Source organism: Collinsella phocaeensis, assembly GCF_900119895.1.
Classification (GTDB): Bacteria; Actinomycetota; Coriobacteriia; order Coriobacteriales; family Coriobacteriaceae; genus Collinsella; species Collinsella phocaeensis.
Genome location: NZ_FQLR01000004.1, coordinates 1,167,221 through 1,192,801, shown reverse-complemented (window position 1 = coordinate 1,192,801; position 25,581 = coordinate 1,167,221). Strand labels below are relative to the sequence as shown.

23 protein-coding genes are annotated in these 25,581 nt (G+C 64.8%); 22 read left to right on the top strand and 1 reads right to left on the bottom strand.

Going from position 1 to position 25,581, the window contains the following annotated elements; all coding sequences use genetic code 11:
* Positions 1-82: 82 nt before the first annotated feature.
* The 15 genes from BQ7355_RS07235 to holA all read left to right on the top strand — a co-directional run bounded on the left by BQ7355_RS07235 (position 83) and on the right by holA (position 16,195).
* Positions 83-1,465, top strand: coding sequence for an MATE family efflux transporter (locus BQ7355_RS07235; protein ID WP_072415576.1), 1,383 nt, complete (start codon positions 83-85; stop codon positions 1,463-1,465).
* 191 nt (positions 1,466-1,656) lie between these two features.
* Positions 1,657-3,561 (top strand): ATP-dependent zinc metalloprotease FtsH, encoded by a 1,905-nt coding sequence (ftsH, locus tag BQ7355_RS07230; RefSeq protein WP_205407592.1) that lies wholly within the window; start codon positions 1,657-1,659, stop codon positions 3,559-3,561.
* Between the two features lie 383 nt (positions 3,562-3,944).
* A complete protein-coding gene (gene pyrR, locus BQ7355_RS07225) occupies positions 3,945-4,529 on the top strand; it encodes a bifunctional pyr operon transcriptional regulator/uracil phosphoribosyltransferase PyrR (protein WP_072415575.1) in 585 nt (194 codons plus the stop codon).
* A gap of 3 nt (positions 4,530-4,532) precedes the next feature.
* Positions 4,533-5,477 carry an aspartate carbamoyltransferase catalytic subunit gene (locus BQ7355_RS07220; RefSeq protein WP_072415574.1) on the top strand — a complete coding sequence of 315 codons (945 nt, stop codon included), beginning with the start codon at positions 4,533-4,535 and terminating at the stop codon, positions 5,475-5,477.
* Complete coding sequence (locus tag BQ7355_RS07215) at positions 5,461-6,750, top strand: dihydroorotase (RefSeq protein ID WP_072415573.1); 1,290 nt, start codon at positions 5,461-5,463, stop codon at positions 6,748-6,750. Before BQ7355_RS07220 ends, BQ7355_RS07215 begins: the two co-directional genes overlap by 17 nt.
* A gap of 119 nt (positions 6,751-6,869) precedes the next feature.
* Positions 6,870-7,640 carry a dihydroorotate dehydrogenase electron transfer subunit gene (locus tag BQ7355_RS07210; protein ID WP_072415572.1) on the top strand — a complete coding sequence of 257 codons (771 nt, stop codon included), beginning with the start codon at positions 6,870-6,872 and terminating at the stop codon, positions 7,638-7,640.
* Between the two features lie 11 nt (positions 7,641-7,651).
* A complete protein-coding gene (locus BQ7355_RS07205) occupies positions 7,652-8,560 on the top strand; it encodes a dihydroorotate dehydrogenase (protein ID WP_083581706.1) in 909 nt (302 codons plus the stop codon).
* Positions 8,554-9,276 carry an orotidine-5'-phosphate decarboxylase gene (gene pyrF, locus BQ7355_RS07200; RefSeq protein ID WP_072415571.1) on the top strand — a complete coding sequence of 241 codons (723 nt, stop codon included), beginning with the start codon at positions 8,554-8,556 and terminating at the stop codon, positions 9,274-9,276. The genes BQ7355_RS07205 and pyrF overlap by 7 nt, the downstream gene beginning before the upstream one ends.
* A 195-nt stretch (positions 9,277-9,471) precedes the next feature.
* Positions 9,472-9,780 carry an integration host factor, actinobacterial type gene (gene mihF / locus BQ7355_RS07195; RefSeq protein ID WP_072415570.1) on the top strand — a complete coding sequence of 103 codons (309 nt, stop codon included), beginning with the start codon at positions 9,472-9,474 and terminating at the stop codon, positions 9,778-9,780.
* A complete protein-coding gene (gene gmk / locus BQ7355_RS07190) occupies positions 9,780-10,349 on the top strand; it encodes a guanylate kinase (protein ID WP_072415569.1) in 570 nt (189 codons plus the stop codon). The genes mihF and gmk overlap by 1 nt, the downstream gene beginning before the upstream one ends.
* Positions 10,350-10,355: 6 nt before the next feature.
* Positions 10,356-10,637, top strand: coding sequence for a DNA-directed RNA polymerase subunit omega (locus BQ7355_RS07185; RefSeq protein WP_072415568.1), 282 nt, complete (start codon positions 10,356-10,358; stop codon positions 10,635-10,637).
* A gap of 1 nt (position 10,638) precedes the next feature.
* The gene (gene thiI / locus BQ7355_RS07180; RefSeq protein WP_072415567.1) at positions 10,639-11,940 is read left to right on the top strand and encodes a tRNA uracil 4-sulfurtransferase ThiI; all 1,302 of its coding nucleotides are present in this window, start codon (positions 10,639-10,641) and stop codon (positions 11,938-11,940) included.
* 196 nt (positions 11,941-12,136) lie between these two features.
* A complete protein-coding gene (locus BQ7355_RS07175; protein WP_072415566.1) occupies positions 12,137-12,871 on the top strand; it encodes a ComEA family DNA-binding protein in 735 nt (244 codons plus the stop codon).
* A complete protein-coding gene (locus BQ7355_RS07170; protein WP_083581635.1) occupies positions 12,862-15,186 on the top strand; it encodes a DNA internalization-related competence protein ComEC/Rec2 in 2,325 nt (774 codons plus the stop codon). The genes BQ7355_RS07175 and BQ7355_RS07170 overlap by 10 nt, the downstream gene beginning before the upstream one ends.
* Positions 15,187-15,217: 31 nt before the next feature.
* Positions 15,218-16,195 (top strand): DNA polymerase III subunit delta, encoded by a 978-nt coding sequence (gene holA, locus BQ7355_RS07165; protein ID WP_072415564.1) that lies wholly within the window; start codon positions 15,218-15,220, stop codon positions 16,193-16,195.
* A 178-nt stretch (positions 16,196-16,373) separates the two neighbouring features.
* On the opposite strand, the gene rpsT is transcribed toward holA, so the two are convergent.
* Positions 16,374-16,637, bottom strand: a complete 264-nt coding sequence (rpsT, locus tag BQ7355_RS07160) for a 30S ribosomal protein S20 (RefSeq protein WP_072415563.1) — start codon at positions 16,635-16,637, stop codon at positions 16,374-16,376.
* Between the two features lie 201 nt (positions 16,638-16,838).
* Here rpsT and lepA point away from each other — a divergent pair, with 201 nt between their 5' ends.
* The 7 genes from lepA to BQ7355_RS07125 all read left to right on the top strand — a co-directional run bounded on the left by lepA (position 16,839) and on the right by BQ7355_RS07125 (position 25,579).
* Positions 16,839-18,647 (top strand): translation elongation factor 4, encoded by a 1,809-nt coding sequence (gene lepA, locus BQ7355_RS07155; protein ID WP_072415562.1) that lies wholly within the window; start codon positions 16,839-16,841, stop codon positions 18,645-18,647.
* Between the two features lie 139 nt (positions 18,648-18,786).
* Positions 18,787-19,836, top strand: coding sequence for a tRNA dihydrouridine synthase (locus tag BQ7355_RS07150; protein WP_420806552.1), 1,050 nt, complete (start codon positions 18,787-18,789; stop codon positions 19,834-19,836).
* Between the two features lie 13 nt (positions 19,837-19,849).
* The gene (hemW, locus tag BQ7355_RS07145) at positions 19,850-20,971 is read left to right on the top strand and encodes a radical SAM family heme chaperone HemW (protein WP_072415561.1); all 1,122 of its coding nucleotides are present in this window, start codon (positions 19,850-19,852) and stop codon (positions 20,969-20,971) included.
* A 103-nt stretch (positions 20,972-21,074) separates the two neighbouring features.
* The gene (locus BQ7355_RS07140; protein WP_072415560.1) at positions 21,075-21,554 is read left to right on the top strand and encodes a deoxycytidylate deaminase; all 480 of its coding nucleotides are present in this window, start codon (positions 21,075-21,077) and stop codon (positions 21,552-21,554) included.
* 364 nt (positions 21,555-21,918) lie between these two features.
* Complete coding sequence (locus BQ7355_RS07135; protein WP_072415559.1) at positions 21,919-23,034, top strand: DnaJ domain-containing protein; 1,116 nt, start codon at positions 21,919-21,921, stop codon at positions 23,032-23,034.
* Positions 23,035-23,136: 102 nt separating this feature from the next.
* On the top strand, positions 23,137-24,285 hold the full coding sequence (gene dnaJ, locus BQ7355_RS07130) for a molecular chaperone DnaJ (RefSeq protein WP_143761782.1): 1,149 nt from the start codon (positions 23,137-23,139) through the stop codon (positions 24,283-24,285).
* Between the two features lie 10 nt (positions 24,286-24,295).
* Positions 24,296-25,579 (top strand): MiaB/RimO family radical SAM methylthiotransferase, encoded by a 1,284-nt coding sequence (locus BQ7355_RS07125; RefSeq protein WP_072415557.1) that lies wholly within the window; start codon positions 24,296-24,298, stop codon positions 25,577-25,579.
* Positions 25,580-25,581: the final 2 nt, after the last annotated feature.

Genomic DNA, 25,581 nt, shown 5'->3' with positions numbered 1-25,581 from the left:
TGCCGAGCTTGCCCGCATCGTCTCGGCGCGCCTGGTGTAGACTCCTTCTTGGTGTGAAAGCTGCGAGGGGCTGGGGTTGCCTATGGCGGGTCAGGGGAAGAGCGGATCGATCGACGTCACCGAGGGCGTCATCTGGCGGCAGCTCCTGTCGTTGTGTATACCGATCTTCTTCGCCTCGTTCTTCCAGCAGGCGTACAACCTCGTAAACACGTTTATCGTCGGGCAGTTCGGCGGAAAGATCGCCCTCGGCGGCATTCAGTCCACCTCTGCGCTGTCCGAGCTCGCCATCGGGTTCTGCGTCGGTCTCGGTGCGGGCTGCGCCGTCATCACGGGGCAGTTTTTCGGTCAGCGCGATGACGAGCGCCTCGCGCGCTCCGTGCATACCGCCATGACGATAGCCCTTGTGCTCGGTGGCGCCATTTCGGTCGCGGGCGTCATCTTCCTACCCGCGATCCTGAGAATCATGGGCACGCCGAGCGAGCTCTTGGCGGAGGCCATTGCGTACTCGCGATGCTATTTCGGTGTGATGGTCTGCTCGCTCGTGCTCAATATGGGGACCGCGTTGCTGCGCGCCGTCGGAGATACCCGGGCGCCTGCCCTCATCATCGCGAGCGGATGCGTGCTCAACGTGCTGTTCGACCTCGTCTTCGTTGTCGCGTTGCGCATGGAGGCGCTCGGTTGCGGCATCGCGACCGCGCTCACCATCACGGTCAACGCGTCGATGGTTCTTCTGCGCCTCATGCGGGCCGAGGGCCCCTGGCGGCTTGAGCTGCGTAGGCTGGGAATCGATCGGCGTATCTGCCGGAGCATGCTTTCGACCGGGGTGCCCCTCGCCATCCAGTCGTCCCTGTACTCGATCTCGAATATCATCGTGCAGTCCACGGTCAACTCGTTCGGCGCCGATGCCGTCACCGGCTGGGGCCTTGCGGCGCGCCTGGACGGCATCGTCTGGATGGTGACCGAGGCGCTCGGCGTCGCGATGACGACGTTCGCCGCGCAGAACTTCGGCGCGCGCAACTATGCGCGCATGCGACGCGGATACCATACCTCCCTGATGATCACCGTCGCGCTTATCGGCGGCATGGCCCTGCTCCTGATCGCTTTCGTCGACCCGCTCGCCCGCTTCTTCATCGATGATGACGTCGTGGTTGGGTTCACGTCGAAGATGATCCACTTCATCGCTCCGTTTTACCTGTTCTACTCGGTGGTCGACAACACCTCCGGAGCCATCCGCGGCTCCGGCGAGAGCCTTCGACCCATGCTGCTCACCGTCGTGGGCACCGTCATGTTCCGCGTGGGGTGGCTGCTTGCCGTGGTGCCCTTACACCATACGCTCGAGACGATGCTGCTCGTGTATCCGGTGACGTGGATACTGACCGCCACGCTGTTCGTGGCCTACCATCATTTCGGGCACTGGCTCACCCATGCGCAGCGCCGCGCCGAGAAGCTCGATCTCGTCGTGTGATCCCGGGGCGTCGCCCTTGCTTTTCGCGCGCTGCGTCGATCTCGTGGCGTTATCGCCAGTTCGATAGCGGGCACCGGAACGATGCGGCCCATGGTTCCGCGACGGTCTTTCGTGGACGCTCCGGGTTTATCTGACGGGGAACGGGGTACCCTAAAGCAAGTTTCAAGCAATCGACACGTGTGGAGACCAAGATGGAGATGAACGACAACAAGCGCCGGAGGAACATGATCCTCTACGTGCTGATCGCGTTCGCTGTGTATCTCGTGCTGAGCAACGTGCTGTTCCCTAGCATGCGCTACCAGCAGAAGATCACGGAGACCGATTACACGACGCTCGTCGACGCGCTCGACAAGAAGGAGGTCGATAAGGTCGAGTACAACACCGATTCGTACGAGATTCTGTGGACCAAGAAGGGCGAGGGCGACGACGTCGCGTACAAGACCACCGGCATGCCGAACGATTCCGGGTTCACCGACCGCGTCGTCGACGCCGGTGCCGCCCTGACCTCGGTGGTGCCCGATCGCGATTCGGGCCTGTGGGTCTATTATCTGATCACGGTCTTCGGCCCGCTGATCATCTTCGTGCTGCTCGGCTGGTGGCTCAACCGTCGCATGAAGAAGGCCATGGGCGACGATAACCCCTCGATGGATTTTTCCGGCGGGTTCGGAGGTCTCGGCGGCGGCGGCCTCGGCAAGTCCGGCGCGCGCATCGTCGCCAGCAAGGACGTAGGGGTTACGTTCAAGGATGTCGCCGGGCAGGAGGAGGCGAAGGAGTCCCTGAAGGAGGTCGTCGACTTCTTGGAGAACCCGCAGCGCTATGAGGAGATCGGGGCCAAGCTGCCGCGCGGCGCGCTGCTCGTCGGTCCTCCGGGCACGGGCAAGACGCTGCTCGCAAAGGCGGTCGCCGGCGAGGCGGGCGTCCCTTTCTTCAGCATATCGGGTTCCGAATTCGTCGAGATGTTCGTCGGTCGCGGAGCCGCGAAGGTGCGCGACCTCTTCAAGCAGGCGAAGGAGAAAGCTCCCTGCATCGTTTTCATCGACGAGATCGACACGATCGGCAAGAAGCGCGACGGGGGCGGCTTCTCCGGCAATGATGAGCGCGAGCAGACGCTCAACCAGCTTCTCACCGAGATGGACGGCTTCGACAACCAGAAGGGCATCGTCGTCCTCGCGGCAACGAACCGCCCCGATAGCCTCGATCCGGCGCTGCTGCGTCCCGGTCGCTTCGACCGACGGGTGCCCGTCGAGCTTCCGGACCTCACCGGTCGCAAGGCGATCCTCGAGCTGCATTCCAAGGACGTCAAGATCCAGCCGCCCATCGACCTCACGGCCATCGCGCGCGCGACTCCCGGCGCCTCCGGCGCCGACCTTGCCAACATCATCAACGAGGGCGCCCTCCGCGCCGTCCGACTGGGCCGCAAGCGCGCTACGCAGGAGGATTTCGAGGAGTCGGTGGAGGTCGTCATCGCTGGACAGCAGCGCAAGTCCACGGTGCTTTCCGACCATGAGAAGCAGGTCGTCTCGTACCACGAGATCGGCCACGCGATCGTTGCCGCGAGCCAGAGCGACGGTGCCCCGGTCACCAAGATCACCATCGTTCCGCGCACGTCCGGAGCGCTCGGCTACACCATGCAGGTCGAGCAGGACGAGAAGTTCCTGACGACGCGCCAGGAGGTCCTGAACAAGCTCGCCGTCTACTGCGGCGGACGTGCCGCGGAAGAGCTCATCTTCGGCGAGATGACCACCGGCGCCGCGAACGATATCGAGCAGGCGACCAAGCTCGCGCGCAACATGGTGACCCGCTTCGGCATGTCCGAGGAGTTCGGCATGATGGCGCTCGGCACGGTCCAGAACGCCTACCTGAACCAGGACACCTCGCTCACCTGCGCCCCCGGCACCGCCGAGCGCGTGGACGAGGTCGTGAAGCGGATCATCGAGGAGGCGCATGCCAGCGCCCTCCAGACGCTGCGCGAGAACAAGTTCAAGCTGCACGAGCTCGCGCACTACCTCTACAAGAAGGAGACGATCACGGGCGAGGAGTTCATGACCCTCATGCGCCGCGAGAACCCCTTCCAGCCTCCGCAGGCTCAGCAGTAGCGGCCTGATCCGGCTGATTCATCACGTGTGCAACGGGCCTGCCGGTTTGGGCGGGCCCGTTGTTTCCTTGCGGCCTTGTCGCAAGGCGTCCCCGATCGCGACGCCGAGGCGCGGCGCCGGATCCACGCCGACGCTGCGGATCCAGCGCCGCGCGCTGAACATCGGCGTCCGTTCACTTGCGGCATTTCTTGCCTTCGCGCTTGACACCGCCTGCGCTGCGCTTACACTGGTTATGACCATTAAGCGCAGTACGAGATGCTCGCATGGATTGCTACATAGCCCTATCGAGGGCCTTTCTGTGTGGATGTCTCACCGCTGCGCGGTTGGCATCTATTTTTTTGGCGCGACGGCCCGCCGTCCGCCGTGAGAAGGGAAGGAGATCGATGGGCACCTCTTCACCCAAGGCCGTGATCATGGATGAGATCAGCATCTCCCGTGCCATGACGCGCATCGCGCATGAGATCCTCGAGCGCAACGAGGGCTGCGAGAACCTCGCCATCGTGGGCATCGTCACCCGCGGCGACCTGCTCGCCAAGCAACTTGTCGACGAGATCCGCGAGATCGAGGGGGTGGATGTCCCGCTGGGGAGCCTGGATATCAGCTTCTACCGCGACGACTTCGCCACGCATATCTCGCCGGAGGTCCACGCGACCGACATTCCGTTCAACGTGGACGGCAAGCGCATCGTCCTCGTCGACGATATCCTGTACACCGGGCGCACCATCCGCTGCGCGCTCGACGCCATCATGGACCTGGGGCGCCCGAGCCGTATCGAGCTGGCCGTCCTGGTCGATCGCGGTCATCGCGAGCTTCCCATCAGCCCTGATTTCGTTGGCAAGAACGTCCCCTCGTCCCGCGACGAGAGTGTTCGCCTGTTCTGCAAGGAAGTGGACGGTCGCACGTCCGTCGAGATCTCGGACGTGGAGCCCGGTTCCCATGTAGGCTCCGCTCCTTTGGGAGGCGAGTAACCCGTGTTCAACAACCATAAGCACCTGATCGACATCTCCGAGTACTCCGACTCGGAGCTCATGACGATCCTTCAGACCGCCAAGGCCTTCTCCGAGGTCAACGAGCGCGTCATCAAGAAGGTTCCGACCCTCAAGGGCAAGACCATCGTCAACATGTTCAACGAGCCCTCTACGCGCACCCGCAGCTCCTTCGAGCTCGCCGAGAAGCGCCTGTCCGCTGACACGTTGAACTTCGGCGGCTCCTCCACCTCCACGGTGAAGGGCGAGAGCCTCATCGACACCGTCATGACGCTCGATGCCTACAAGATCGACTGCATCGTCGTCCGCGACAAGCACGCCGGCGCCCCGCATATCGTTTCCCAGGCCAGCCCCGCCGTCGTCATCGACGCGGGTGACGGCAAGCACGGCCATCCCACGCAGGCCCTGCTCGACCTGTATTCCATCTGGGAGCGCAAGCAGAGCTTCGAGGGCCTGAAGGTCGGCGTCGTCGGCGATATCGGGCATTCCCGCGTCTGCGGCTCGCTCATCCCCGCGCTCAAGATCATGGGCGCCGAGGTGACCGTCGTCGCCCCGGGCACGCTGCTGCCGCCGCGCCCCGACGTCCTTGGTGCCGATCACGTCGCGTACTGCCTCGACGACGTCCTGCCCGAGCTCGATGTCGTCTACATGCTGCGCATCCAGCGCGAGCGCCTCGAGGGTGCGCCGTTCCCGAGCCTGCGCGAGTACCATCAGCTGTTCGGCCTCACCAAGAAGCGCGAGCGCCTCATGAAGCCCGACGCCATCGTGTGCCATCCCGGCCCGATCAACCGTGGCGTCGAGTTCGATTCCTACATGCCCGACCATCCGGAGCGCTCGGTCATCCTCGACCAGGTCTACGCCGGTATCTGCGTGCGCATGGCTGCCCTGTATCTGCTGCTTGGAGGTGCCGACAATGGCCTTGCTTCTTAAGAACGCTCACGTCGTCGACCCGTCCGTCGAGCTCGACGGCATCGTCGACGTCCTCATCGAGAACGACCGCATCGTGAACGTCGGGGAGGGTCTTTCGGCCGAAGGCGCCGAGGTCGTCGACCTTACCGGCAAGTACCTCGTCCCCGGTCTCGTCGACATGCACGTGCACCTGCGCGAGCCCGGCTTCGAGACCAAGGGGGACATCGAGAGCGAGACCGCTGCCGCCGCCAAGGGCGGCTTCACCGGCGTCTGCTCGATGCCCAACACCGACCCGGTGACCGACAACGGGGTGGTCATCGAGTACATCAAGTCCGTCGCCGCGGCCAAGGGCCACTGCCGCGTGTATCCTTCCGGCGCGATGACCCGCGGCCTCAAGGGTGAGATCATCTCCGAGATGGGCGACATGGTCGCTCACGGCTGCGTCGCGTTCACCGACGACGGGCGCGGTATCCAGGGTGCCGGCATGATGCGCCGGGCTATGGATTACGGCAAGATGTTCGACAAGGTGTTCATGAGCCATTGCCAGGATGAAGACCTGGTCGGCGACGGCCAGATCAACGAGGGCGCCGTCTCCACCCGCCTCGGCCTGCTCGGCTGGCCGGCGGAGGGCGAGGAGCTCCAGATCGCGCGCGACATCATGATCGCCGAGCTCACTGGCGCCAAGCTGCACATCCAGCACATCTCCACCGCTCGCGGTCTGGACATGGTTCGCGCCGCCAAGGCCAAGGGCCTGCCCGTCACCTGCGAGGCGACCCCGCATCACCTGTTCCTTACCGAGGACGCCATCGACGGCACCTACGACACGTGCCTCAAGGTCAATCCGCCCCTGCGCACCGCTGCCGACGCGGAGGCCCTGATCGAGGGCGTTCTCGACGGCTCCGTCGACGCCATCGTCACCGACCACGCGCCGCATGCCGATTGGGAGAAGTCCCGCGAGTTCGAGCTCGCCCCCTTCGGCATGATCGGCCTGGAGACCTCTCTCGCCCTGATCAACACGAACCTCGTGAAGACCGGCAAGATGGGCTATGGCCGCATGGTCGAGCTGATGAGCTCCAAGCCCCGCGAGATCCTCGGCCTCGAGCCGGTGAGCATCGCTGCCGGCAGCCTCGCCGACATCACGGTGTTCGACGCCGATGCCGCCTGGACCGTCTCCGAGGACGAGTTCGCGAGCCACGCGAAGAACTCCGGCTTCAAGGGCGCCGAGCTGCTCGGTCGCGCCACGGACGTCTTCGTCGGCGGTAAGCGCACGCTCGCGGACGGGGTTGTTTGCTAACATAGCACCGTACACGCTGCGCGGCCCTTCGGCTTCCCGGCTGGAGGGCCGCGCGCATCTTTCGCACCATGCTTCGCATGGGGAAGGGAGCATACATGCCGAGTCCTTCACCTGCGCGCATGCACGATTTCGAGGTCGTATCGAACGAGAAGATCGCCGAGGGCATCTTCTCGCTCGTCATTTTGGCCCCGCGTCTGGCATCTGCGCTCAAGCCCGGTCAGTTCGTCAACATCCGCATTCCCGGGGATGCCAGCGAGCTGCTTCGCATTCCGTTGAGCTACGTCTCCAGCGATGCCGAGGCCGGCACCGTCGAGCTCTGGTACGCGGTGGTGGGCAACGGAACCCGCCGCATGTCCGCTTGGGAGCCCGGGTTCAAAAGCGACCTGCTGGGGCCCGGCGGCCATGGCTGGTCCGCGCCGGAGGGCTGCCGCCGCGCGCTCGTCGTGGGCGGCGGGATCGGCGTGCCCCCCGTGCTCTGCCTCGCGCGCGAGCTCGCCTCCGCCGGCGTCCGCGTGGACGCCTGCTTCGGCGCCGCGAGCGGGGACAAGCTCGTGGGCGTGCATGAGTTCGAGGGCCTCGGGTGCGGCGAGATCCGCATCGCTACCGATGACGGCACCGCGGGTTTCGCCGGTTTCGTCACCGAGCCTGCTTCCGAGCTGCTCGCCTCAGGGGCGTACGACTACGTCGCGACCTGCGGCCCAGGCATCATGATGAGCAAGGTCGCCGAAGCCGCCACTTCCGCGGGCGTCTTCTGCGAGGCTTCGCTCGAGCGCATGATGAGCTGCGGTTTCGGCGCCTGCAGCACCTGCAACGTCGAGACGACGGACGGCATGAAGGGGGCCTGCATGTGCGGCCCCGTGTTCGATGCGACCAAGGTGGTGGTCTGGTGAGCCAGGTGAGCATGGCCGTCGATTTCGGCGGCGTCAAGATGAAGAACCCCATCAACACCGCGTCCGGCACGTTCGGGCAGGGGTGGCAGTTCAGCGAGCTCATGGATGTGAGCCAGCTCGGTGCCATCACCACGAAGGGGTGCGCTGCGGAGCCCTGGCCGGGCAACCCCGCCCCGCGCATGACCGAGGTCCGCGGCGGCATGATGAACTCCGTCGGGCTTCAGAACCCGGGCGTCGAGGCCTTCGCGCGCGATTACGGTCCTTGGCTGGCCGATCTCACCGACGCCGGCACGCAGGTGATCTGCCAGGTCGCCGGGCATTCGACCGAGGAGTACGTCCGGGCTCTCGAGATGTTCTGCGAGCTCACCCCCTGGGCGGCGGGCTTTGAGATTAACGTGAGCTGTCCCAATATCGCGGCGGGGGGCGCCGCCTGCGGCTCCACCCCGGAAGGCGCCGCCGAGGTCATGCGGGCCTGTCGCAAGGTCACCGATCGCCCGCTCTTCGTCAAGATGGCCCCCGTCCGCATCCCCGAGATCGCTCGCGCGCTGGAGGCCGAGGGTGCAGACGGCCTCACGGTGATCAACTCCATCCCCGGTATGGCGATCGATGTGCATACGCGTCGGTCCAAGCTGTCCAAGCCCACCGGCGGCCTGTCCGGCCCCTTGTGCCATCCGATCGCGGTGCGCATGGTCTGGGAGGCCGCGAACGCGGTCGATATCCCGGTCTGCGGCGTGGGCGGCGTCATGACGGGCGAGGATGCCGCCGAGTTCATCCTCGCCGGCGCATGCTGCGTTGCAGTCGGCATGGCAAGCTTCATCGAGCCCGATGCGTCCGTCCGCATCCTGCACGAGCTGGAGGAGTGGGCCGAGAGCCAGGGTGTCCGCGATATCAACGAGCTGATTGGAGCTTTCGAATGCTAGAGGCAGATGCGCGCGACCGCGTTATCGTCGCCATCGATTGCGACCGCGATCGCGCCCTCGAGCTCGCCGACTCCCTGTCCGGCCACGCTCGGTGGCTCAAGGTCGGCATGACGCTCTTTTACGCCGAGGGGCCGCAGATCGTCCGCACGTTCAAAGAGCGTGGGTTCAAGGTGTTCCTCGACCTCAAGTTCCACGATATTCCGCATCAGGTGCGCGGGGCCGCCCGTTCGGCGGCCCTTGCCGGGGCTGATCTGCTCTCCGTTCACGGTTTGGGGTCCGGGGACATGCTTGCCGCCTGTCGCGAAGGCGCCGAAGATGCGGCATCCGTGTGCGGGGACCGTCCCAGCCTGGTCGCGATAACCGTGCTCACCAGCATGAACCAGGATGCGCTCGGCGAGATCGGCATCGAGGCCCCCGTCGCCGACGAGGCCGCGCGCCTCGCCGTGCTCGCGCAGCGCAACGGCATCGACGGCATCGTGTGCTCGCCCATGGAGGCGGAGTCCATGCGCGCGCTGCTCGGTCCCGACGCGCTCATCGTCACTCCGGGCGTCCGTCCCGCCGGGGCCGCCTTGGGCGATCAGTCGCGCGTCGCGACGCCCTCCCAGGCTATCGTGCGGGGGGCGAGCCACATCGTCGTGGGACGTCCCATCACCGGTGCGGCCGATCCGGTCGAGGCGTTCGAGCGCATCGTCTCCGAGCTTGTCGATGAAATCTAGGCCTCGCGCCCTACCAGCGGGTTTTAAGGCATCCATTTCGTGAAAAAGTGGCCGATTATCGCTTCTTCCTGCATGTTTGCTTGAACTTTCCGTCCACATCGACTAATGTATTCAGTCGCACCTGACGCCTAGAAGGCATCTTGCCTGCTCAGACGTCGTATGATGATTCTTGCACCACGATTTTTGGAGGTTCTCATGGCCCTTCCTCAGCTCACCGACGAGCAGCGCAAGGCCGCTCTCGAGAAGGCCGCCGCCGCACGTCACGCTCGTGCCGAGCTGCGCGAGAAGATCAAGAAGGGTGAGATCACCCTCGAGTCCGTCCTCAATTCCGAGGACCCCATCGCTTCCCGCATGAAGGTCTCCACGCTCATCGAGTCCCTGCCGGGCTACGGCAAGGCCAAGGCCGCCAAGATCATGGACGAGCTCGGCATCTCCGCGACCCGTCGCGTTCAGGGCCTCGGCGTCCGTCAGCGCGAGCAGCTGCTCGAGCAGCTGTCCAAGTAGTGGACCGCATCGAGCCCAAGCTCTTTGTGATCTCCGGGCCGTCAGGCGCAGGAAAGGGCACGATCGTCGCGCGTATCCGCGCCAGCCGTCCCAACCTGGGCCTGACGGTTTCCGCTACCACGAGGGAGCCGCGCGAGGGCGAAGTCGATGGGGTCAGCTATTACTTCCTGAGCGAAGAGGAGTTCAGCCGCCGCATCGACGCCGATCAATTCGTCGAATGGGCGTCCGTTCACGGACATCGGTACGGGACGCTGGTGAGCGAGGTCTCCTCCAAGCTCGCCGCGGGTTCATCGTTGATTCTCGAGATCGATGTCCAGGGTGCGTTCCAGGTCAAGGAGCGCTTTCCCGAGGCGGTCCTGATCTTCATCATGCCGCCCTCGCTTGATGTTTTGCGTGAGCGTCTGGAGATGCGCGGCACCGAGACCGCGGAGACCCTCTCCGTCCGCCTCGCCAACGCCGAGCGCGAGATGGCGCTCGCCGACCGTTACGATGATGTTGTTATCAACGACGATCTCGATTGCGCATGCGCCGAGCTTGCGAGCGTGATCGAGAAGCACGAAAGGAATTGAGGTCACGTGTCTGTAACTAAGCCTCGTATCGACGATCTGCTCGAAAAGACCGATAACAACCGCTTCCTGCTGGCCTCCGTCGCCTCCAAGCGCGCCTGCGACATCAACAGCATGCTGCGCGGTCAGCATAACCGCGTGCTTGCTGTCCAGGATGTCGACGACATCACCATCGCCCTCTCCGGCGAGGACGCGATTTCCATGGCTATGGAGGAGATTATCGACGGCGGCATCTCCTACGACTCCGACCGCTTCGAGACGGCCCTGCGTCACAAGGTGGCGGAAGCGTAGCATGGCGAGCCGCGTCTGCCTGGTCCATTATCACGAGATCGGACTGAAGGGCAAGAACCGTGCCCGTTTCGAGCGCATCCTCATGGATAACCTGAAGGCGGCCCTGGCCGCCTTCTCTGTTTCCTGCATCACGCGTATCTCCGGGCATATACTCGTGACGTTTTCCGCTAACGGTCTGGCCGAGGATGCGTTCGACACGATCGCGCGTACCCCGGGCGTCGCTCGCGTCTCGCTTGCGTTCCACACCAACCGCGAACCGACTGAGTACTGCCGGGCGGCGGTTTCGGCCATGCGCGAGGCGGGGGAGTTCGAGACCTTCAAGGTCTCTGCCCGTCGGTCCAACACCGATTACGAGCTCTCCTCGCTCGACCTCAACCGTCAGGTCGGCGAGGTCCTCTGCGAGGCGTTTCCCGACAAGAAGGTCCAGATGCACGGGCCCGACGTGACCGTCCATGTGCTGGTGGTCCAGGGGAGCGTCTACGTTTACGCCAAGAGCGAGCCGGGCGTCGGCGGTCTACCGCAGGGCAGCGCCGGCAAGGTCGTCACCTTGCTTTCGAGCGGTATAGATTCCCCCGTCGCGACCTGGATGCTTGCTCGCCGTGGCGCCGTTCCGGTTCCGGTCCACTTCTCGGGTCGCCCCCAGACTGCCGATACGAGCGAGTACCTCACGCAGGACATCGTGCGCGTGCTCGCGCCGTCCGTGCAGATCGGACGGCTCTATGTGGTACCCTTCGGGGACTGCCAACGGGAGATCTCCCTTGCCTGCCCCGGAAAGCTGAGGGTGATCATGTATCGACGGGTGATGTACGCCGTCGCCGAGCGCATCGCCCGCATGGAGGGCGCGAAGGCGATCGTGACGGGGGAATCCCTCGGTCAGGTCGCTTCGCAGACGCTTGAAAACATCATGGCGGTCAACGAAGTCGTCGACCTGCCCGTCTTTCGCCCGCTCATCGGGTCCGATAAGCAGGAGATCATCGTCCGCTCCCAGCAGATCGGGACCTATGACATCTCCTGCGAGACGGCGCCGGATTGCTGTACGCTGTTCATGCCGCGTCGTCCCGAGACGCATGCGAAGCTGGACGAGGTCCACTCCGCTTGGGAGATGTTCGACCATGAGGCCATGATCGAGCGCCTGCTCGATGAAGTCGAGTACATCGACTTCGATCATGTTTGCTACAAGCCTCCGCGTTTCCTTCGGGCTCGCCATGATGAGCTCGCGCCTCGTTCAGTCATTCCGGATCGCGAGGTTCTGCGTTCGGCATCGCCTTCGGATTCGGTATCCGACGTGGAGACGCCGCTTTAGCCCAACCTTTCCCATGTATCCCGTCATGCCCGTCGGCGCCAACAGGCCGGCGGGCATGGTCGTGCGCATGCTTGCCAGAATCTTGCTTACCCTGCAAGGTCGCATGACCATATTCGTTAGGTGGCCTTCGGGAATTTTGTCCGCGGCCCCCGACCTCCGATCCAATCCTTCAGGATGGGGGGAGGAGGTGATCGGCATGGTTCAACGACTCGATAGGACATCCGGCATCGTGTCCTCGCTGCGCGCTTCGTTCGGGGACCCTTCCCGCGTCGTGCTCGCCCTGCTGCTGTTCGCAACTTGTATCTGCGCCTGTGTCTTCGGGGCGGTTCAGGCGGACGGGGACGCTTCGTTCTCGATCGTCCGCAGCGAGGCGCTTGATGATCAAGCTGAATCTGGGGATCAGGCCTCGGGTGCCGCAGATGACGGTCCCGGGGCTGAAGATGACGGAACCGATTCACCTCATGCGTCGTCGACCTCGAGCGCTGCCGGCAAGGCGGATGCGAGTCCGATACTTGTCGACGTAGACGGTGCCGTGCTCGCGCCGGGTGTGTACGAGCTGGCGTCTGATGCGCGGGTGCGCGATGCGATCGAGGCCGCGGGCGGCTTGCGCGACGATGCCGACACCTCCGGAATCAACCAAGCGAGTACGGTCGCCGATGGGTCCAAGGTGCATGTGCCCGCGCGCGGTGATAAGGCGCCTGCCGCCGGGGTCGTGTCGGACGCGGGCGCAGGCGCGGCATCGCGCACCAATATCAATTCTGCCTCCGAGGCTGAATTGGACGAGCTGCCCGGTGTGGGGCCGGCGACCGCCGCCGCCATCGTGGAGGAGCGCACGGCAAACGGCCCGTATGCCTCCGTGGACGATTTGCTGCGTGTCAGCGGCATCGGCGAGAAGAAGCTGGAGCGCCTCAGGGATCTCGTATGCATATGAGGGGCGAGGACGGAGTTCCCGTTCGGCCCCTTCTCCCTCCGGCCGCTCTTGCCGCTGCGGCCATGGTCGGCTCCTGCGCCTATGTGATCGATGGGGGATGGGTCGCCTATCTCGAGGGGGCCGCTTCGCTTGTTGATGTACGGCGCCTGGCGTGCGTCGCCGTGCTTTCCTGCCTGTTCGCGGCGGCTGCGTGGCGCTTGTCATCGACCGGGCCCGCCGCCTCCTTTGCCGCATCGGCCTCGATCCTTCGCTTCATGGCGGCGGGATGTGCGCTCGCTGCGCTCGCGAGCACGGGTTGGCTTGTGCGCATGGATGCGTCGCGAAGCGCCCGTGCCCACCTGTCCATGCCTCTTTCGATCGCCGTTTCCGGCGATGCCGCCAAGTCCGCGACGGGGTGGTCGGCGAGCGGTGTCGTCAACGATGCTCCGGAAGGCGCGGTGCGGCTCCGCATCTCGTCGTCAGATGAGCTCTCGCGCGGCTCGGTGGTACGGCTCTATGGGTCGCTTGAGGAGCTTCCCGACAGCGCGTGGGGACGGTCGAGGTTCGTGCGCGGCGAGGTCGGTGTCGTCTCCGTTCGCCGCTTCACGGTCGAGCGCATGGATGCCTCCTTGCTCGATTCGCTTCGGTCGACCGTGCTCGCCGTCATCGAGCCGCAGCGCGACGATGCTCGGGCTCTATGTGCGGGCATCGTGTGCGGGAACACGACGTACCTGTCGGGCAGCGAGGCATCCGAGGTGTTTTCAGTATGCGGGCTGAGTCACCTCGTCGCGGTCTCCGGTGGCCATCTGGTCCTTATCTCATCCTTTCTTCAGCGCATGCTCACCGCGATGCGCCTTCGTCGTCCGCTCCGCATCTCCCTGCTCGCCGTCGTCTGCTGTTCGTACGCCGCGCTTACCGGCTGCGCGCCCTCTGCGGTCCGCTCGGCGGCGATGGTGCTGACGTCATCCGCTGCTTCCGTTGGCGGCCGCCGCCCGCATGGCATTTCCGGATTATCGATCGCGGTTATTTGCATGGCCGTTGCGGACCCGGCCTGCGTGTTCGATATGGGGTTTCAGCTCAGCGCCCTGAGCGTGCTGTTCCTTGGCTTGTATTCGGGGTACGTCCGATGGCATCTTTTGTCCGCCGGTCTTCCCGAGGGCCTGAGTGAGGCGTTGTCGTGCACGCTGTGCGCCCAATGGGCGACGATTCCGATAACGCTTCCCGTCTTCGGTGAGTTGTCGCTCGTGGCACCATTGGCCAATCTTATCGTGGCCCCGGTGATGAATGGGGTGCTTGCAGCGGGAATCGCAGCCTTTCCCCTTGCTGCCTTCGCGCCCGTGTTTCAAGATGCCGGTTGTCTGGCGGTCGCGCTCGCGCGCATCGCGCTCTTTGCCGCGGAGCTGCTTTCACGGGTTCCCGCCGCGTGCATCGGAGTCGAGGCGGGCTCGTGGATCGCGCTGCCGTTGTACGGCGCGGCGGCGGTCGTCTACATGCGTTGGCGTTTCGCTCGGGGGAGTCGGGTGCGTGCAGGGGCGCTTGCCTGCGCAGCGCTTACGATGATGTGGGGGTTGCTGTGGACGCGATTAGCCCCGCCGCAAGTCGTGGTCATGGATGTTGGGCAGGCGGATGCCATCTTGATACGCGACGGTTCTTCTTCCGTTCTCATCGATGCGGGTGTCGACGAAAAGTGTGCACGAGCGCTCGCGCGCAACCACGTCTATGTTCTTGACGCGGTGGTCATCACCCATTGGGATCGCGACCACTGCGGAGGACTCGATACCTTGCTGCGCACCGTGTCGGTCGAAAGGCTTGTGGTGGCGGAGGGCGCCGCCTCGTCCATGCCGGCGGATATCGAGCGCGCATATCGTGGGCCCGTCGTTGAGCTGCGGCGCGGTGATGCGCTCGCGTGCGGCCGGTACGTTGCGACGGCGCTCTGGCCCTTGATGCCGGTGTCGGGAGATGAGAACGCCGATTCGATCGTCCTCGCGCTTGAGTACCATGGTGGCGCTGCGGGGTACCGCATGCTTCTGTGCGGAGATGCGGAGGCCCCGCAGACCAATCAGGTCATCGAGGCTGCGGGGAACATCGATGTCCTCAAGCTCGGCCATCACGGTTCACGCGATTCGGTCGATGGCGCCCTGCTCGAAGCCCTGGACCCCGAGGTGGCTATCGCCAGCGCGGGGGAGGACAACCCGTACGGCCATCCGGACGACGAATGTCTGGCAACGCTTCGACGCCACGGCGTCGAGACCCTTTGCACCGCGGCGGTCGGCGATATCACGGTCGCGCCGGACACGGCGGGGCCGCGCGTTTCATGGCGGCGCTGGGCGAGGTAGAATGGTGGTCCCCGATTTTCTAGGAGCATCCATGTCGAAGGCCGAGCTTCTGCCCGCATATCTTATCGTCGGAGCCGACGAGTACAAGCGGTCGCACGCCGTTTCCAAGATGCGCGCCCGGCTCGAAGAGAGCGGGATGGCGGCGTTCAACCTGGACGAGCGCGACATGACGAAGGATCCGGCGATCGATGACATCATCGCATCGCTCAACACCTATCCGATGGGATCCGAGTTTCGCCTCGTCATCCTTGATGGATGCGACAAGCTTCCCAAGGCGGTAAGCGAACTGCTGGTCGAGTACCTTGCGTCCCCTGCACCGACTACGGTGTGCCTGCTGGTCGCCAATTCGCTCGCAAAGAATACGAGGCTATACAAGGCGGTTGCCAAGGTTGGGGCGAAGGCGGTCATCGACTGCGCGCCGAAGAAGGCATGGGAGATGCCGAAACAGGTTGTCGGCATGGCGCGCCATCATGGCAAGACCATGGGCCTGCCCGCCGCCGAGGCCCTCGTATCACGCGCCGGGGAGTCGAGCCGCATGCTCGACAACGAGTTGGTCCGTCTTGCCCAGATGGTCGAGGGGCCCGAGATCACGCTGGCTGACGTCGAGCGGCTTGTGGTTCGGACGGCTGAGGTCAAGCCCTGGGATCTTTTGAACGCCGTTTCCGCGCGCGATATGGTTCGGGCGCTCGAGCTTCTGTCCCTGCAGCCCGAGCGCAGCGAGATTCGGCTGTTTTCGCTGCTCGTCACGCGACTTCGCGAGCTGATCGTCGCGCGTTCCCTCGATGCGCGGGGAGCGGGTTCGGAGCTTGCGCATACGCTGGGCGTGCAATCCTGGCAGGTGAAAAACCATCTCGCCTGGTCGCGAACGTGGCGGATGGATGAGCTTGTCGGCGCGTTGTCGGATGCGGTTGACGTCGAGGCCGCCCTCAAGGGGTCTAAGGACTCCCAGCTCGCGCTGCGCCTCTGGATCATCTCGCTATGCCGACGCTCAACCCGGCCTTCGCGCTAGATGCGCTCGGTGCCAAAGACTGCCCGTGAGGGCATCGCGCGACGAAGATGAGCTTTGCCGTGTCCTCCGCATGCGTGGGGTGCGGGTGCTGAATGCAGGGCTTCCATTTGAACGAAGCCGATACATACAAAAATCCCCGCCCGAAGGCGGGGATTTGAAACAACGCGATAACGCGAAGTTAGTTGATGCCGTTGACCAGCTTCTGGATGCCGGACTTGCGGTTGGAAGCCTGGTTCTTGTGGATGACGCCCTTGGCGACGGCCTTGTCGAGCTTGCGGTAGGCGGTGGTGGCGGCGGCGGCCGCAGCAGCCTTGTCGCCAGCCTCGACGGCGGCGTGGACGTGCTTGATCACGGTCTTGAGCTCTGAGCGAATCGCCTTGTTGCGGACGCGAGCGATCTCATTGGTACGGATGCGCTTCTTCTGAGACTTGATGTTTGCCACTGGTAGGTTTCCTTTCGAATTCTTACAAAAAGCCTTACTATCCGGCCTCTGAGACACGGTTGAGGTCATACAGTCAGGGGAGTATAGCACGCGTCGCGGGCCGAGAAAAGAGAGAACCCTATGGATTAGACGTGAATCTCATGTCGTACACATGATGTGCGGGGTCGCTTCGCGCAAGGATTCTGCGCTATCATAGCGCTCATGAATACTATAGACACTTCTCACATCAGGAACTTCTCCATCGTGGCGCACATCGACCACGGGAAGTCCACCATATCCGATCGCATTCTCGAGCTCACCCGGACCGTCGAGGAGCGCGACATGGCTTCGCAGCTGCTCGATACGATGGATATCGAGCGCGAGCGCGGCATCACCATCAAATCCAACGCCGTCCGCGTCATGTACGACGCTGACGACGGGGAGACCTATCAGTTCAACCTGATCGATACCCCCGGGCACGTCGACTTCACCTATGAGGTCAGCCGAAGCCTCGCCGCATGCGAAGGCGCCGTGCTCGTGGTCGATGCGACGCAGGGCGTCGAGGCGCAGACCGTCTCCAATGCCAGCCTCGCCATGAATGCGGACCTGGATATCGTCCCCGCGATCAACAAGATCGACCTGCCCTCCGCTCATCCCGAAGAGGTGAAGGAGGAGATCGAGGACGAGCTCGCCATCCCGGCGGACGATGCCGTGTGCGTCTCCGGTAAGACGGGCGAGGGCATCCACGATCTGCTCGAGGCGATCGTCTTTCTCGTGTCGCCTCCCCGGGGGGATGCGGACGAGCCGCTCAAGGCCCTGATCCTCGACTCGTATTTCGATGAGTACCGCGGGGTCGTCGCCACGGTCCGCGTGTTCGACGGCTGCATCAAGAAGGGGCAGAGCCTGCGCATGATGCAGGGGGGAGAGGACTTTCTCGTCGACGGCGTGGGCGTCAAGCGCCCCGCCGAGACGCCGGTCGACGCCATCGGTGTCGGAGAGGTCGGATTCGTCGTGACAGGCCTCAAGGATCCCGAGGCCGTGCACGTGGGCGATACGCTTACGGATGCCGCGCGCCCCTGCGCCGAGCCCCTGCCCGGTTACCGCGAGGCCAAGCCCATGGTCTATACCGGTCTGTTCCCGATCGACAACAAGGACTACGAGAACCTGCGCGATGCGCTCGAGAAGCTCCATGTGAACGACCCGTCGCTCGTGTGGTCGCCCGAGACCTCGGTCGCGCTCGGTTTCGGTTTTCGCGTCGGGTTCCTCGGGCTGCTTCACATGGAGGTCGTCAAGGAGCGCCTCGAGCGCGAGTTCGGTCTTGCTCTCATCGCCACGAGCCCCAGCGTCGACTACCACGTCTATAAGACGGATGGCGAGATGGTGTGCGTGCGGAGCCCCCAGGATCTTCCCGAGGCCACGCGCATCGACCGTATCGAGGAGCCGTACCTCAAGGCGAAGGTCATCGTCCCGCCCGAGTACACCGGCGCCGTCATGCAGCTCGCCATCGATCACCGCGGCGTCACCACCGACATGATCCATCTGTCGCAGAAGAGCGTCGAGATGCGATTCGATATGCCCCTCGCCGAGCTTATTCTCGATTTCTTCGATCAGCTTAAGAGTCGCACCAAGGGATACGCATCGCTCGATTACGAATTCTCCGAGTACCGGGTCAGCGAACTCGTGAAGCTCGATATCCTGCTGTCCGGCGATGACGTGGACGCCCTCTCGTTCATCGTCCACAAGGACAAGGCGTACGGGCTCGCTCGCGGGCTGTGCGACAAGCTGAAGGAGATCATCCCGCGCCAGCTGTTCGAGGTCCCCATCCAAGGTGCCATCGGCAACAAGATCATCGCGCGCTCCACCGTGAAGGCGCGTCGCAAGGATGTTCTCGCTAAGTGCTACGGCGGCGATATCTCCCGCAAGCGCAAGCTGCTCGAGAAGCAGAAAGAGGGCAAGAAGCGCATGAAGGCGATCGGCTCCGTCGAGGTTCCCCAAGAGGCGTTCCTGGCCATCCTCAAGGTTGACGAGTAGCGCCTCGGGTTCTCCGGGCGCGCCCGGATCGCGTATCGGGGCTTAAGAGCGCGACCGCTGCATCTTGCGCTCGTCCGTGCCGTATCGTTCGGGCCCGCAGGATTTGATCCTGCGGGCCCCTTGTTTCGAATGGAGTGCCGTGGCTCTTTCACCCTATGCAGATGAGTTGCGAACCCGCTTCTCGGAGCAGCCGTTTCTGCTCGCCCCCATGGCCGGTGTGACCGACGCCGCGTACCGGATCATGTGCCGGCGGCACGGAGCCCGCACGGCATATAGCGAGATGGTCTCGGTCGCCGGCCTCGCGTACGCAAGCGAGAAGACCTGGGAGCTCGTCATGCCCGCCGATGATGAGCCGGACGTGTGCGTCCAGCTGTTTGGGTCTAAGCCCGACCAGTTCGCGGCCGCAGTCGAGGCCGTCGAGCGGCGCGTGGGCGATAAGCTCGTCCTCATCGACATCAATATGGCGTGCCCCGCCCGGAAGGTCATCTCGAAGGGGGAGGGATCGGCGCTCATGGAGCGCCCGGACCTGGCGGAGGACATCGTCAGGGCGTGCGCCGGCCGCGCCCATGTCCCCATCACGGTCAAGATGCGCAAGGACTTCAAGAGCGGTCGCCTGCTCGCCCCGGATTTCGCCGCCCGCATGGAACAGGCCGGCGCCTCCGCGGTTGCGGTGCACGGCAGGTCCGCGGGCCAGCTCTACTCCGGGAATGCCGACTGGTCGGTGATCGATGCGGTGGCCGACCGCGTCTCGGTTCCCGTTATCGGCTCAGGAGACGTGTTCTCCGCGGAGGATGCGTGCCGGATGCTCGAGCAGACGGCGGCGTCTGCCGTCTTCGTCGCGCGGGGGACCTACGGCAACCCTTGGGTCTTCGAAGACGCTCGCGCGCTTGCCCAGGAGGGTGCCGCCGTCCCGGTTCGAGGCGCCTTCGAGCGCCTTGATGCCCTGCGCGAGCATCTGCGCCTGCTGCACGAGCACGATGCGCATATGGCGCGGGCCCGCACCTTCGCCACTTGGTATCTGAAGGGCATGCCGCATGCCGCGGGGTGGCGCGGGCGCGTGGTGGCATGCAGCGAGTTCGAGGACTTCATGGACCTGGTCGACGAGATCGAGGCGGATGTCGCCCGTTGCCAGGAGCTTGTGCGAAACGGCGAGGCCGTGCCGGGCTTCCCCGGTGCCCGCGAGGGCTAGCGAGGCTTCGGCCATGGGATATCGAGCCCTCTACCTTCATATTCCGTTTTGCAGATCGAAGTGCCTGTACTGTGATTTCGACTCGAGCGCGTGCGGATCATCGCACGAGGCCCTGGACCGCTATGTAGAGCGCCTGATCGATCAGGTGCACGCGTGCGGGGCCGATTCGGAGCTCTCCGAAATCGAGACCGTCTATATAGGCGGCGGGACGCCTTCGCTGGCCGGTGACGGCTTGGTCGAGCTCGTGCGCGCCGTGCGCACATATTGCGACCCCTCTGAGTTCACCTGTGAAGCGAATCCCGAATCGTTCACGGATCTCCTTTCCCGTAAGCTCCGCCAGGCCGGCGTGTCGCGCGTGTCGATCGGCGTGCAGTCGCTCGTTCCCGACGAGCTTGCGGCCATCGGCCGCATCCATGGGCCCGGGCAGGCACTTGCCGCCATCGCTGCGGCCAAGAGGGCCGGGATGTCCGTGTCCTGCGACCTGATGTGCGGGCTTCCCGGCCAGACTGTTGAATCCTGGCGCTCGACCCTTGAGCACGTCCTTGCGGCTCCCGAGGCGCCCGACCACATCTCGGTCTATCCCTTGCAGCTGGAGGAGGGGACCCCCCTTGAGGCCCTTGAGCGATCGGGCGGCGTCATGGTGCCTGACGAGGATTTCCAAGCCGCTTGCATGGAGATCGCGTCCGATATCCTGTCTTCTTCGGGATATCGCCGCTATGAGGTGGCGAGCTACGCGCTGCCGGGGCATCGGTGCCGCCACAACATCGCCTATTGGACCGGGGTGAGCTACCTCGGTCTCGGCCGGTCCGCCGCCGGAATGCTCGACCTTGGCGCTGAGGGCAGGATTCGCACGCGACAGCTCGACGACGAGGGTCTCCGCTTCGAGCGCGAGGAGCTGACGTGTCGAGAGGCGCTCGCCGAGGACCTGATGCTCGCCTGCCGCATGGTCGACGGCATACCGCCGGCGCTTTTGGGGCGCGCTGCGCGCACGGTGTCCGCGCCCGCGTTGCGGGATGCAGTCGACCGTGCGGTCGCCTCGGGTCTCGCGCGCTGGGAGGGGGGAAGCCTGGTGCCCACGCGCCGCGGGTGGCTTGAGGGAAACGAGCTGTTCGGACTTTTCTGGGACCTCGCTTGACGCATCCCGGTTTCAAGGGCTGGATCCCGCTCGCGTTTCCGTGTGCGGGCCTTGCGCGCGAGACGCGCTTGCGCCATGCTATGCGCAACGGAAAGGAGCCGTCATGCCTGGAAAACGCGAGGATGTCATCAGTTGGGACGAGTTCTTCATGCGCGCCGCCGTCGCCGCGTCGCTGCGCAGCAAGGATCCTAATACCCAGGTGGGCGCCTGCATCGCCGATACCAACAACAGGATTCTCTCCGTTGGCTACAACGGCACCCCCGCCGGTTTGGACGATGATGACTTTCCATGGGAATCGACCGACGACCCGCTGCTCGATAAGCACAACTACGTGATCCATGCGGAGGCGAACGCCATCCTCAACTACCGCGGTTCGCTCAAGGATATGGCGGGAGCGACGGTGTTCGTGACGCTGTTCCCGTGTCACGAGTGCGCCAAGACCCTTGTCCAGGCCGGTATCGGCGAGGTCGTGTACCTCGATGACAAGTATTGCGGAACGCAGGACAACTTGATCTCCAAGAGCATCCTCGACCGCTGCGGCGTCACGTATCGACAGGTAAAGCTGGACGCCGGCGCGCTGTAGAGCGTCCTCTCGCATTCCGATCGAGGGCGGCGTCGATCCAGCCGTCCCATCCGCGGGCCCCCCTCGCTCGACTGCCGCTTCCTGTTGCGTGCATGTCGGGACATCCGCCTTGCCGTCTTTTCGTTCATGGGCGGGGGGCGAAACGGCCATCCGGGGCGGTCGGTCGGCGACCATCGACACGGCTCAATCGTAATGCCTTGAAGGTGTAGGAGCCGCCCTTGTGGACGGCTCTTACTGTAATGGGGGATCTGCTCGCGCCTCGTTTCGGGTCATATTTTGGCCGGCGGCATCTCGTGGCGGTCTTTCGCTGCGTCGGGATATAATGGCTCCCACTGCGTATGCGAAAGGTTGGAGTGCGCTCGATATGGCCTCGATGAACGAAAAAGACTACTACGCCGTACTCGGCGTCTCGAAGGATGCCACAAAAAAGGAGATCCAGAAGGCGTTTCAGCAGAAGGCGCGCAAACTTCATCCCGACGTGAACAAGGAACCCGATGCCGAGGAGCGCTTCAAAGAGGTTTCCGAGGCCTATGCCGTCCTGTCCGATGAGCAGAAGCGGGCCCGTTACGACGCCATGCGCTCGGGCAATCCCTTTGCGGGCGCGCAGGGCGGCTCCGGTGCGAGTCCTTACGGGGGAGGGTATTCCGGCTCGTACGGCGGGGGTTTCGGGTTCCCGTTCGGGTTCCCGTTCGATTCGGGCTTCGGGGCCCGGCGCCGGGGCGGGTCCGCCTACAACCCCGAGGCGGGGGCCGACGTCGTCGTCGAGGTCGAGCTTACCGCGGAGCAGGCGCGCAGCGGAGTCCGGAGGGCCATCAAGTACCGTCGCTACGAGTCCTGCACCCATTGCGGGGGGAGCGGTTCCGTTTCCGCCGAGACTGCGCATACCTGCCCCTCCTGCGGCGGCCGCGGCTCGATGGAGGTCGACCTGTCCGGGATCTTCGGAGCCGGCACCTTCCAGACCGTCTGCCCCGAATGCGGGGGCAGCGGACGCGTCATCTCGGATCCTTGTCCCGACTGCGGCGGGAGCGGCCGCGTTCCGGTCGTCACCGAGGCGGTGGTCGAGTTTCCCGCGGGGACGCATGACGGGGACACGGTCCGGCTGAGCTCGATGGGGCATGCAGGGACCAACGGCGCCGAGGGCGGTGACCTCGTCGGACGCGCGCGCGTGACGGCGGAGCGCCTCTCCCCGGCCACGGCACGCGCGTTCTACTGGGTCGGCTTCCTCGTTCCGTTCCTCGTGTTCTCGGCCGTTCAGGGCGTATTCTCGCTGATAACCCTCCTGTGCCTCGTTCCCCTCGTCTCCTCTGTGGCGCTTATCGTTCGCGACGACGTCCTCCATAAGACGGGGATATGGTGGAGGCGCGCGCTCTCGCAGGTGCTCAACGGGGCGGTCAACGGGGTCTTTCTCGCGCTTATCGCGTCGAGCTTCGCCTCGTGCAGCCAGCGGGTCATGCTCGCGCCCTATGGGTACGGGTATTGATCGACGGGAAGGCCCTGCGCCTAGTCTGCGTCACATTGGGTATATCAAGTAGGCCCGCCGGCCGGCGGGGTCATGTCGAATACACGGGGAAGGTTCTCAATCGTGTCGGATTCAAAGGATTACTACGAGATTCTCGGCGTCGACCGCGACGCCGACGCGCGCACCATCAAGCGGTCGTTTCTCAAGAAGGCGCGGCAGGTCCATCCAGACGTTTCCGACGATCCCGACGCCGAGGGGAAGTTCAAGGAGCTGAACGAGGCGTATTCCGTCCTGTCCGACGAGCAGAAGCGCGCCAATTACGATAGGTACGGCACCGCGGACGGCCCTATGGGCGGCGGATACGTCGATTTCAGCGACATCTTCGGCGGCATGGGCGTCGACGACATCTTCTCATCGTTCTTCGGCGGCGCGGGAGGCGGACGAGGCGGGAGCCAGCAGCGTCGCGCGGGCCGCGACATGGCCATCTCGCTTTCCATCTCGCTCGAGGAGGCGGCATCCGGCTGCAAGAAGACCATCAGCTTCGACCGTCTCGCCCCGTGCGAGGACTGCGGAGGTTCCGGAGCCGCCGAGGGCGCCCGGGAAGTCGAGTGTTCCCGCTGCCACGGAACCGGTTACGTGACCACCTACCAGCGGTCGATCTTCGGTCAGGTCCAGTCGAGCTCCCCCTGCCCCGACTGCCAGGGGGAGGGCACGGTGATCGATCACCCGTGCGACATGTGCGACGGGCAGGGCCGCACCCCGACGCACGAGAAGATCGATATCGACATCCCGGCAGGCATCGCGACCGGGCGTCAGCTCCGCGTGCGCGGATACGGCGAGGCCGGGTTCCGCGGGGCATCTTGCGGGGACCTCATCGTCACCATCCAGGTCACGGAGCATGCGCGCTTCACGCGATCCGGCGATGACCTGCTGTGCGAGGCGCATGTCTCCATCGCCCAGGCAGCGCTCGGCTGCGAGATCGAGGTCGACGGCATCCTGGAGGGCGAGCGCGTCCAGGTCTCGGTTCCCGCGGGGACGCAGTTCGGTGACGTCGTGACCCAAGACGGATACGGCATGCCCCGTTCCGGTGCCGGATCGTCGAAGGTCCGCGGCCGCCTGCTCGTACGGGTGCTCGTCGACGTGCCCACGAAGCTCAACGCCGCTCAGCGCGAGGCGCTCGAGCGCTTCGCGGAGGCCTCGGGCGACGACGTCGCGCACAAGAAGTCCGTGGGCGATCGCATTCGCGACGCCATCGATGACATGCTTGATTAGGCGGTAGATCTTGAGCACCCCCAGCGTCTCCGTCGTCAATCTCGGCTGCCGGGTCAATCGCGTCGAAAGCGACCGGATCTGCCGAGACCTCTCTGCATGCGGCCTCGCCCTGGTCGATGAGGCCGCGGCCGATCTGGTCGTCATCAACACCTGCGCCGTCACCGGTGAAGCCGAGGCCAAGACCCGCAAGGCGGTCCGCCATGCGCTGGGCCTTCCACGCGGTCCGCACGTCGTGGTGACCGGGTGCGTCGTGAACCTCCATCCCGACGAGCTGTGCGACCTCTCGCCGCGCGTCGTCGCCGAGCCGTCTAAAGTCGATGTGGCGGACCGCGTCTGCGAGCTGCTTTCGTGGGATCCCGATACGTCTTCCCCCGGTTGCCTTGCCCCGGAGCGCCTCCTCGGCCGCAGCCGGCTGGGAGTCAAGATCCAGGACGGCTGCAACAACCGATGCACCTACTGCATCGTATGGAAGGCCCGCGGTCCCGAGCGCAGCGTCCCGGTCGAGGCGGTCCTCGAGCAGGTGCGCGCCGCCGAGGCCGCCGGGGTCCCCGAGGTCGTGCTCACGGGGGTGAACCTCGGCGCATACTCCGCCGCCACCGAGGGCGAAGCGTCGGTCGGATTGGTGGGCCTCATCGAAAGCATCCTCGGCTGCACGGGCATCCCTCAGATCCGCCTTTCGTCCATTGAGCCGATGGACGTCACGGATGAGCTGATCGACTGCATGGCGGCCCACGGCGACCGCATCGCCCCGTTCCTGCATCTTCCCGTCCAGTCCGGCTGCAGCGCGACCCTTGCCCGCATGGGTCGTCCGTACACGACGCGTGACTTCGAGGAGACCGTCGCCCGCATCCGGGACAGGGTTCCGGCATGCGGCATCTCCGGTGACCTGATCGTCGGGTTTCCCGGCGAGACCGAATCCGAGTTTGCCGACACGCGTTCCTTCGTCGAGCGCGTCGGCTTTTCGAGGCTGCACGTGTTTCGCTACAGCGCGCGACCGGGCACTCCGGCGGCGTCCATGCCCGGTCAGGTCGCCCCTGAGGTGATGGCGTCCAGGTCCGCCTCCGTCCGCGATCTCGTGGCTGCTTCCGCTCGCTCCGATGCGCGCTCACGGATCGGGACGTGCGAGCGCGCCGTTCTGGAGTACGGCAACCGAGGGACGCTCGGCTCTTTTCACCGAGTCGTGGTCGACGGGGTCCCCGAGGACGCGTCGTCCGGCATCCTTGAGGTGCAGATCGAATCCATCGACGAGGCGGGGGTCCTGCATGCGCGTCCCGTCGCCGGACCGTCTCGCTAGGG

Coding starts and splice junctions, on each gene's coding strand:
- BQ7355_RS07235 (WP_072415576.1), top strand. CDS start 83: ATGGCGGGTCAGGGGAAGAGCGGATCGATCGACGTCACCGAGGGCGTC.
- ftsH (WP_205407592.1), top strand. CDS start 1,657: ATGGAGATGAACGACAACAAGCGCCGGAGGAACATGATCCTCTACGTG.
- pyrR (WP_072415575.1), top strand. CDS start 3,945: ATGGGCACCTCTTCACCCAAGGCCGTGATCATGGATGAGATCAGCATC.
- BQ7355_RS07215 (WP_072415573.1), top strand. CDS start 5,461: ATGGCCTTGCTTCTTAAGAACGCTCACGTCGTCGACCCGTCCGTCGAG.
- BQ7355_RS07210 (WP_072415572.1), top strand. CDS start 6,870: ATGCACGATTTCGAGGTCGTATCGAACGAGAAGATCGCCGAGGGCATC.
- BQ7355_RS07205 (WP_083581706.1), top strand. CDS start 7,652: ATGGCCGTCGATTTCGGCGGCGTCAAGATGAAGAACCCCATCAACACC.
- pyrF (WP_072415571.1), top strand. CDS start 8,554: ATGCTAGAGGCAGATGCGCGCGACCGCGTTATCGTCGCCATCGATTGC.
- mihF (WP_072415570.1), top strand. CDS start 9,472: ATGGCCCTTCCTCAGCTCACCGACGAGCAGCGCAAGGCCGCTCTCGAG.
- thiI (WP_072415567.1), top strand. CDS start 10,639: ATGGCGAGCCGCGTCTGCCTGGTCCATTATCACGAGATCGGACTGAAG.
- BQ7355_RS07175 (WP_072415566.1), top strand. CDS start 12,137: ATGGTTCAACGACTCGATAGGACATCCGGCATCGTGTCCTCGCTGCGC.
- BQ7355_RS07170 (WP_083581635.1), top strand. CDS start 12,862: ATGCATATGAGGGGCGAGGACGGAGTTCCCGTTCGGCCCCTTCTCCCT.
- holA (WP_072415564.1), top strand. CDS start 15,218: ATGTCGAAGGCCGAGCTTCTGCCCGCATATCTTATCGTCGGAGCCGAC.
- lepA (WP_072415562.1), top strand. CDS start 16,839: ATGAATACTATAGACACTTCTCACATCAGGAACTTCTCCATCGTGGCG.
- hemW (WP_072415561.1), top strand. CDS start 19,850: ATGGGATATCGAGCCCTCTACCTTCATATTCCGTTTTGCAGATCGAAG.
- BQ7355_RS07140 (WP_072415560.1), top strand. CDS start 21,075: ATGCCTGGAAAACGCGAGGATGTCATCAGTTGGGACGAGTTCTTCATG.
- BQ7355_RS07135 (WP_072415559.1), top strand. CDS start 21,919: ATGGCCTCGATGAACGAAAAAGACTACTACGCCGTACTCGGCGTCTCG.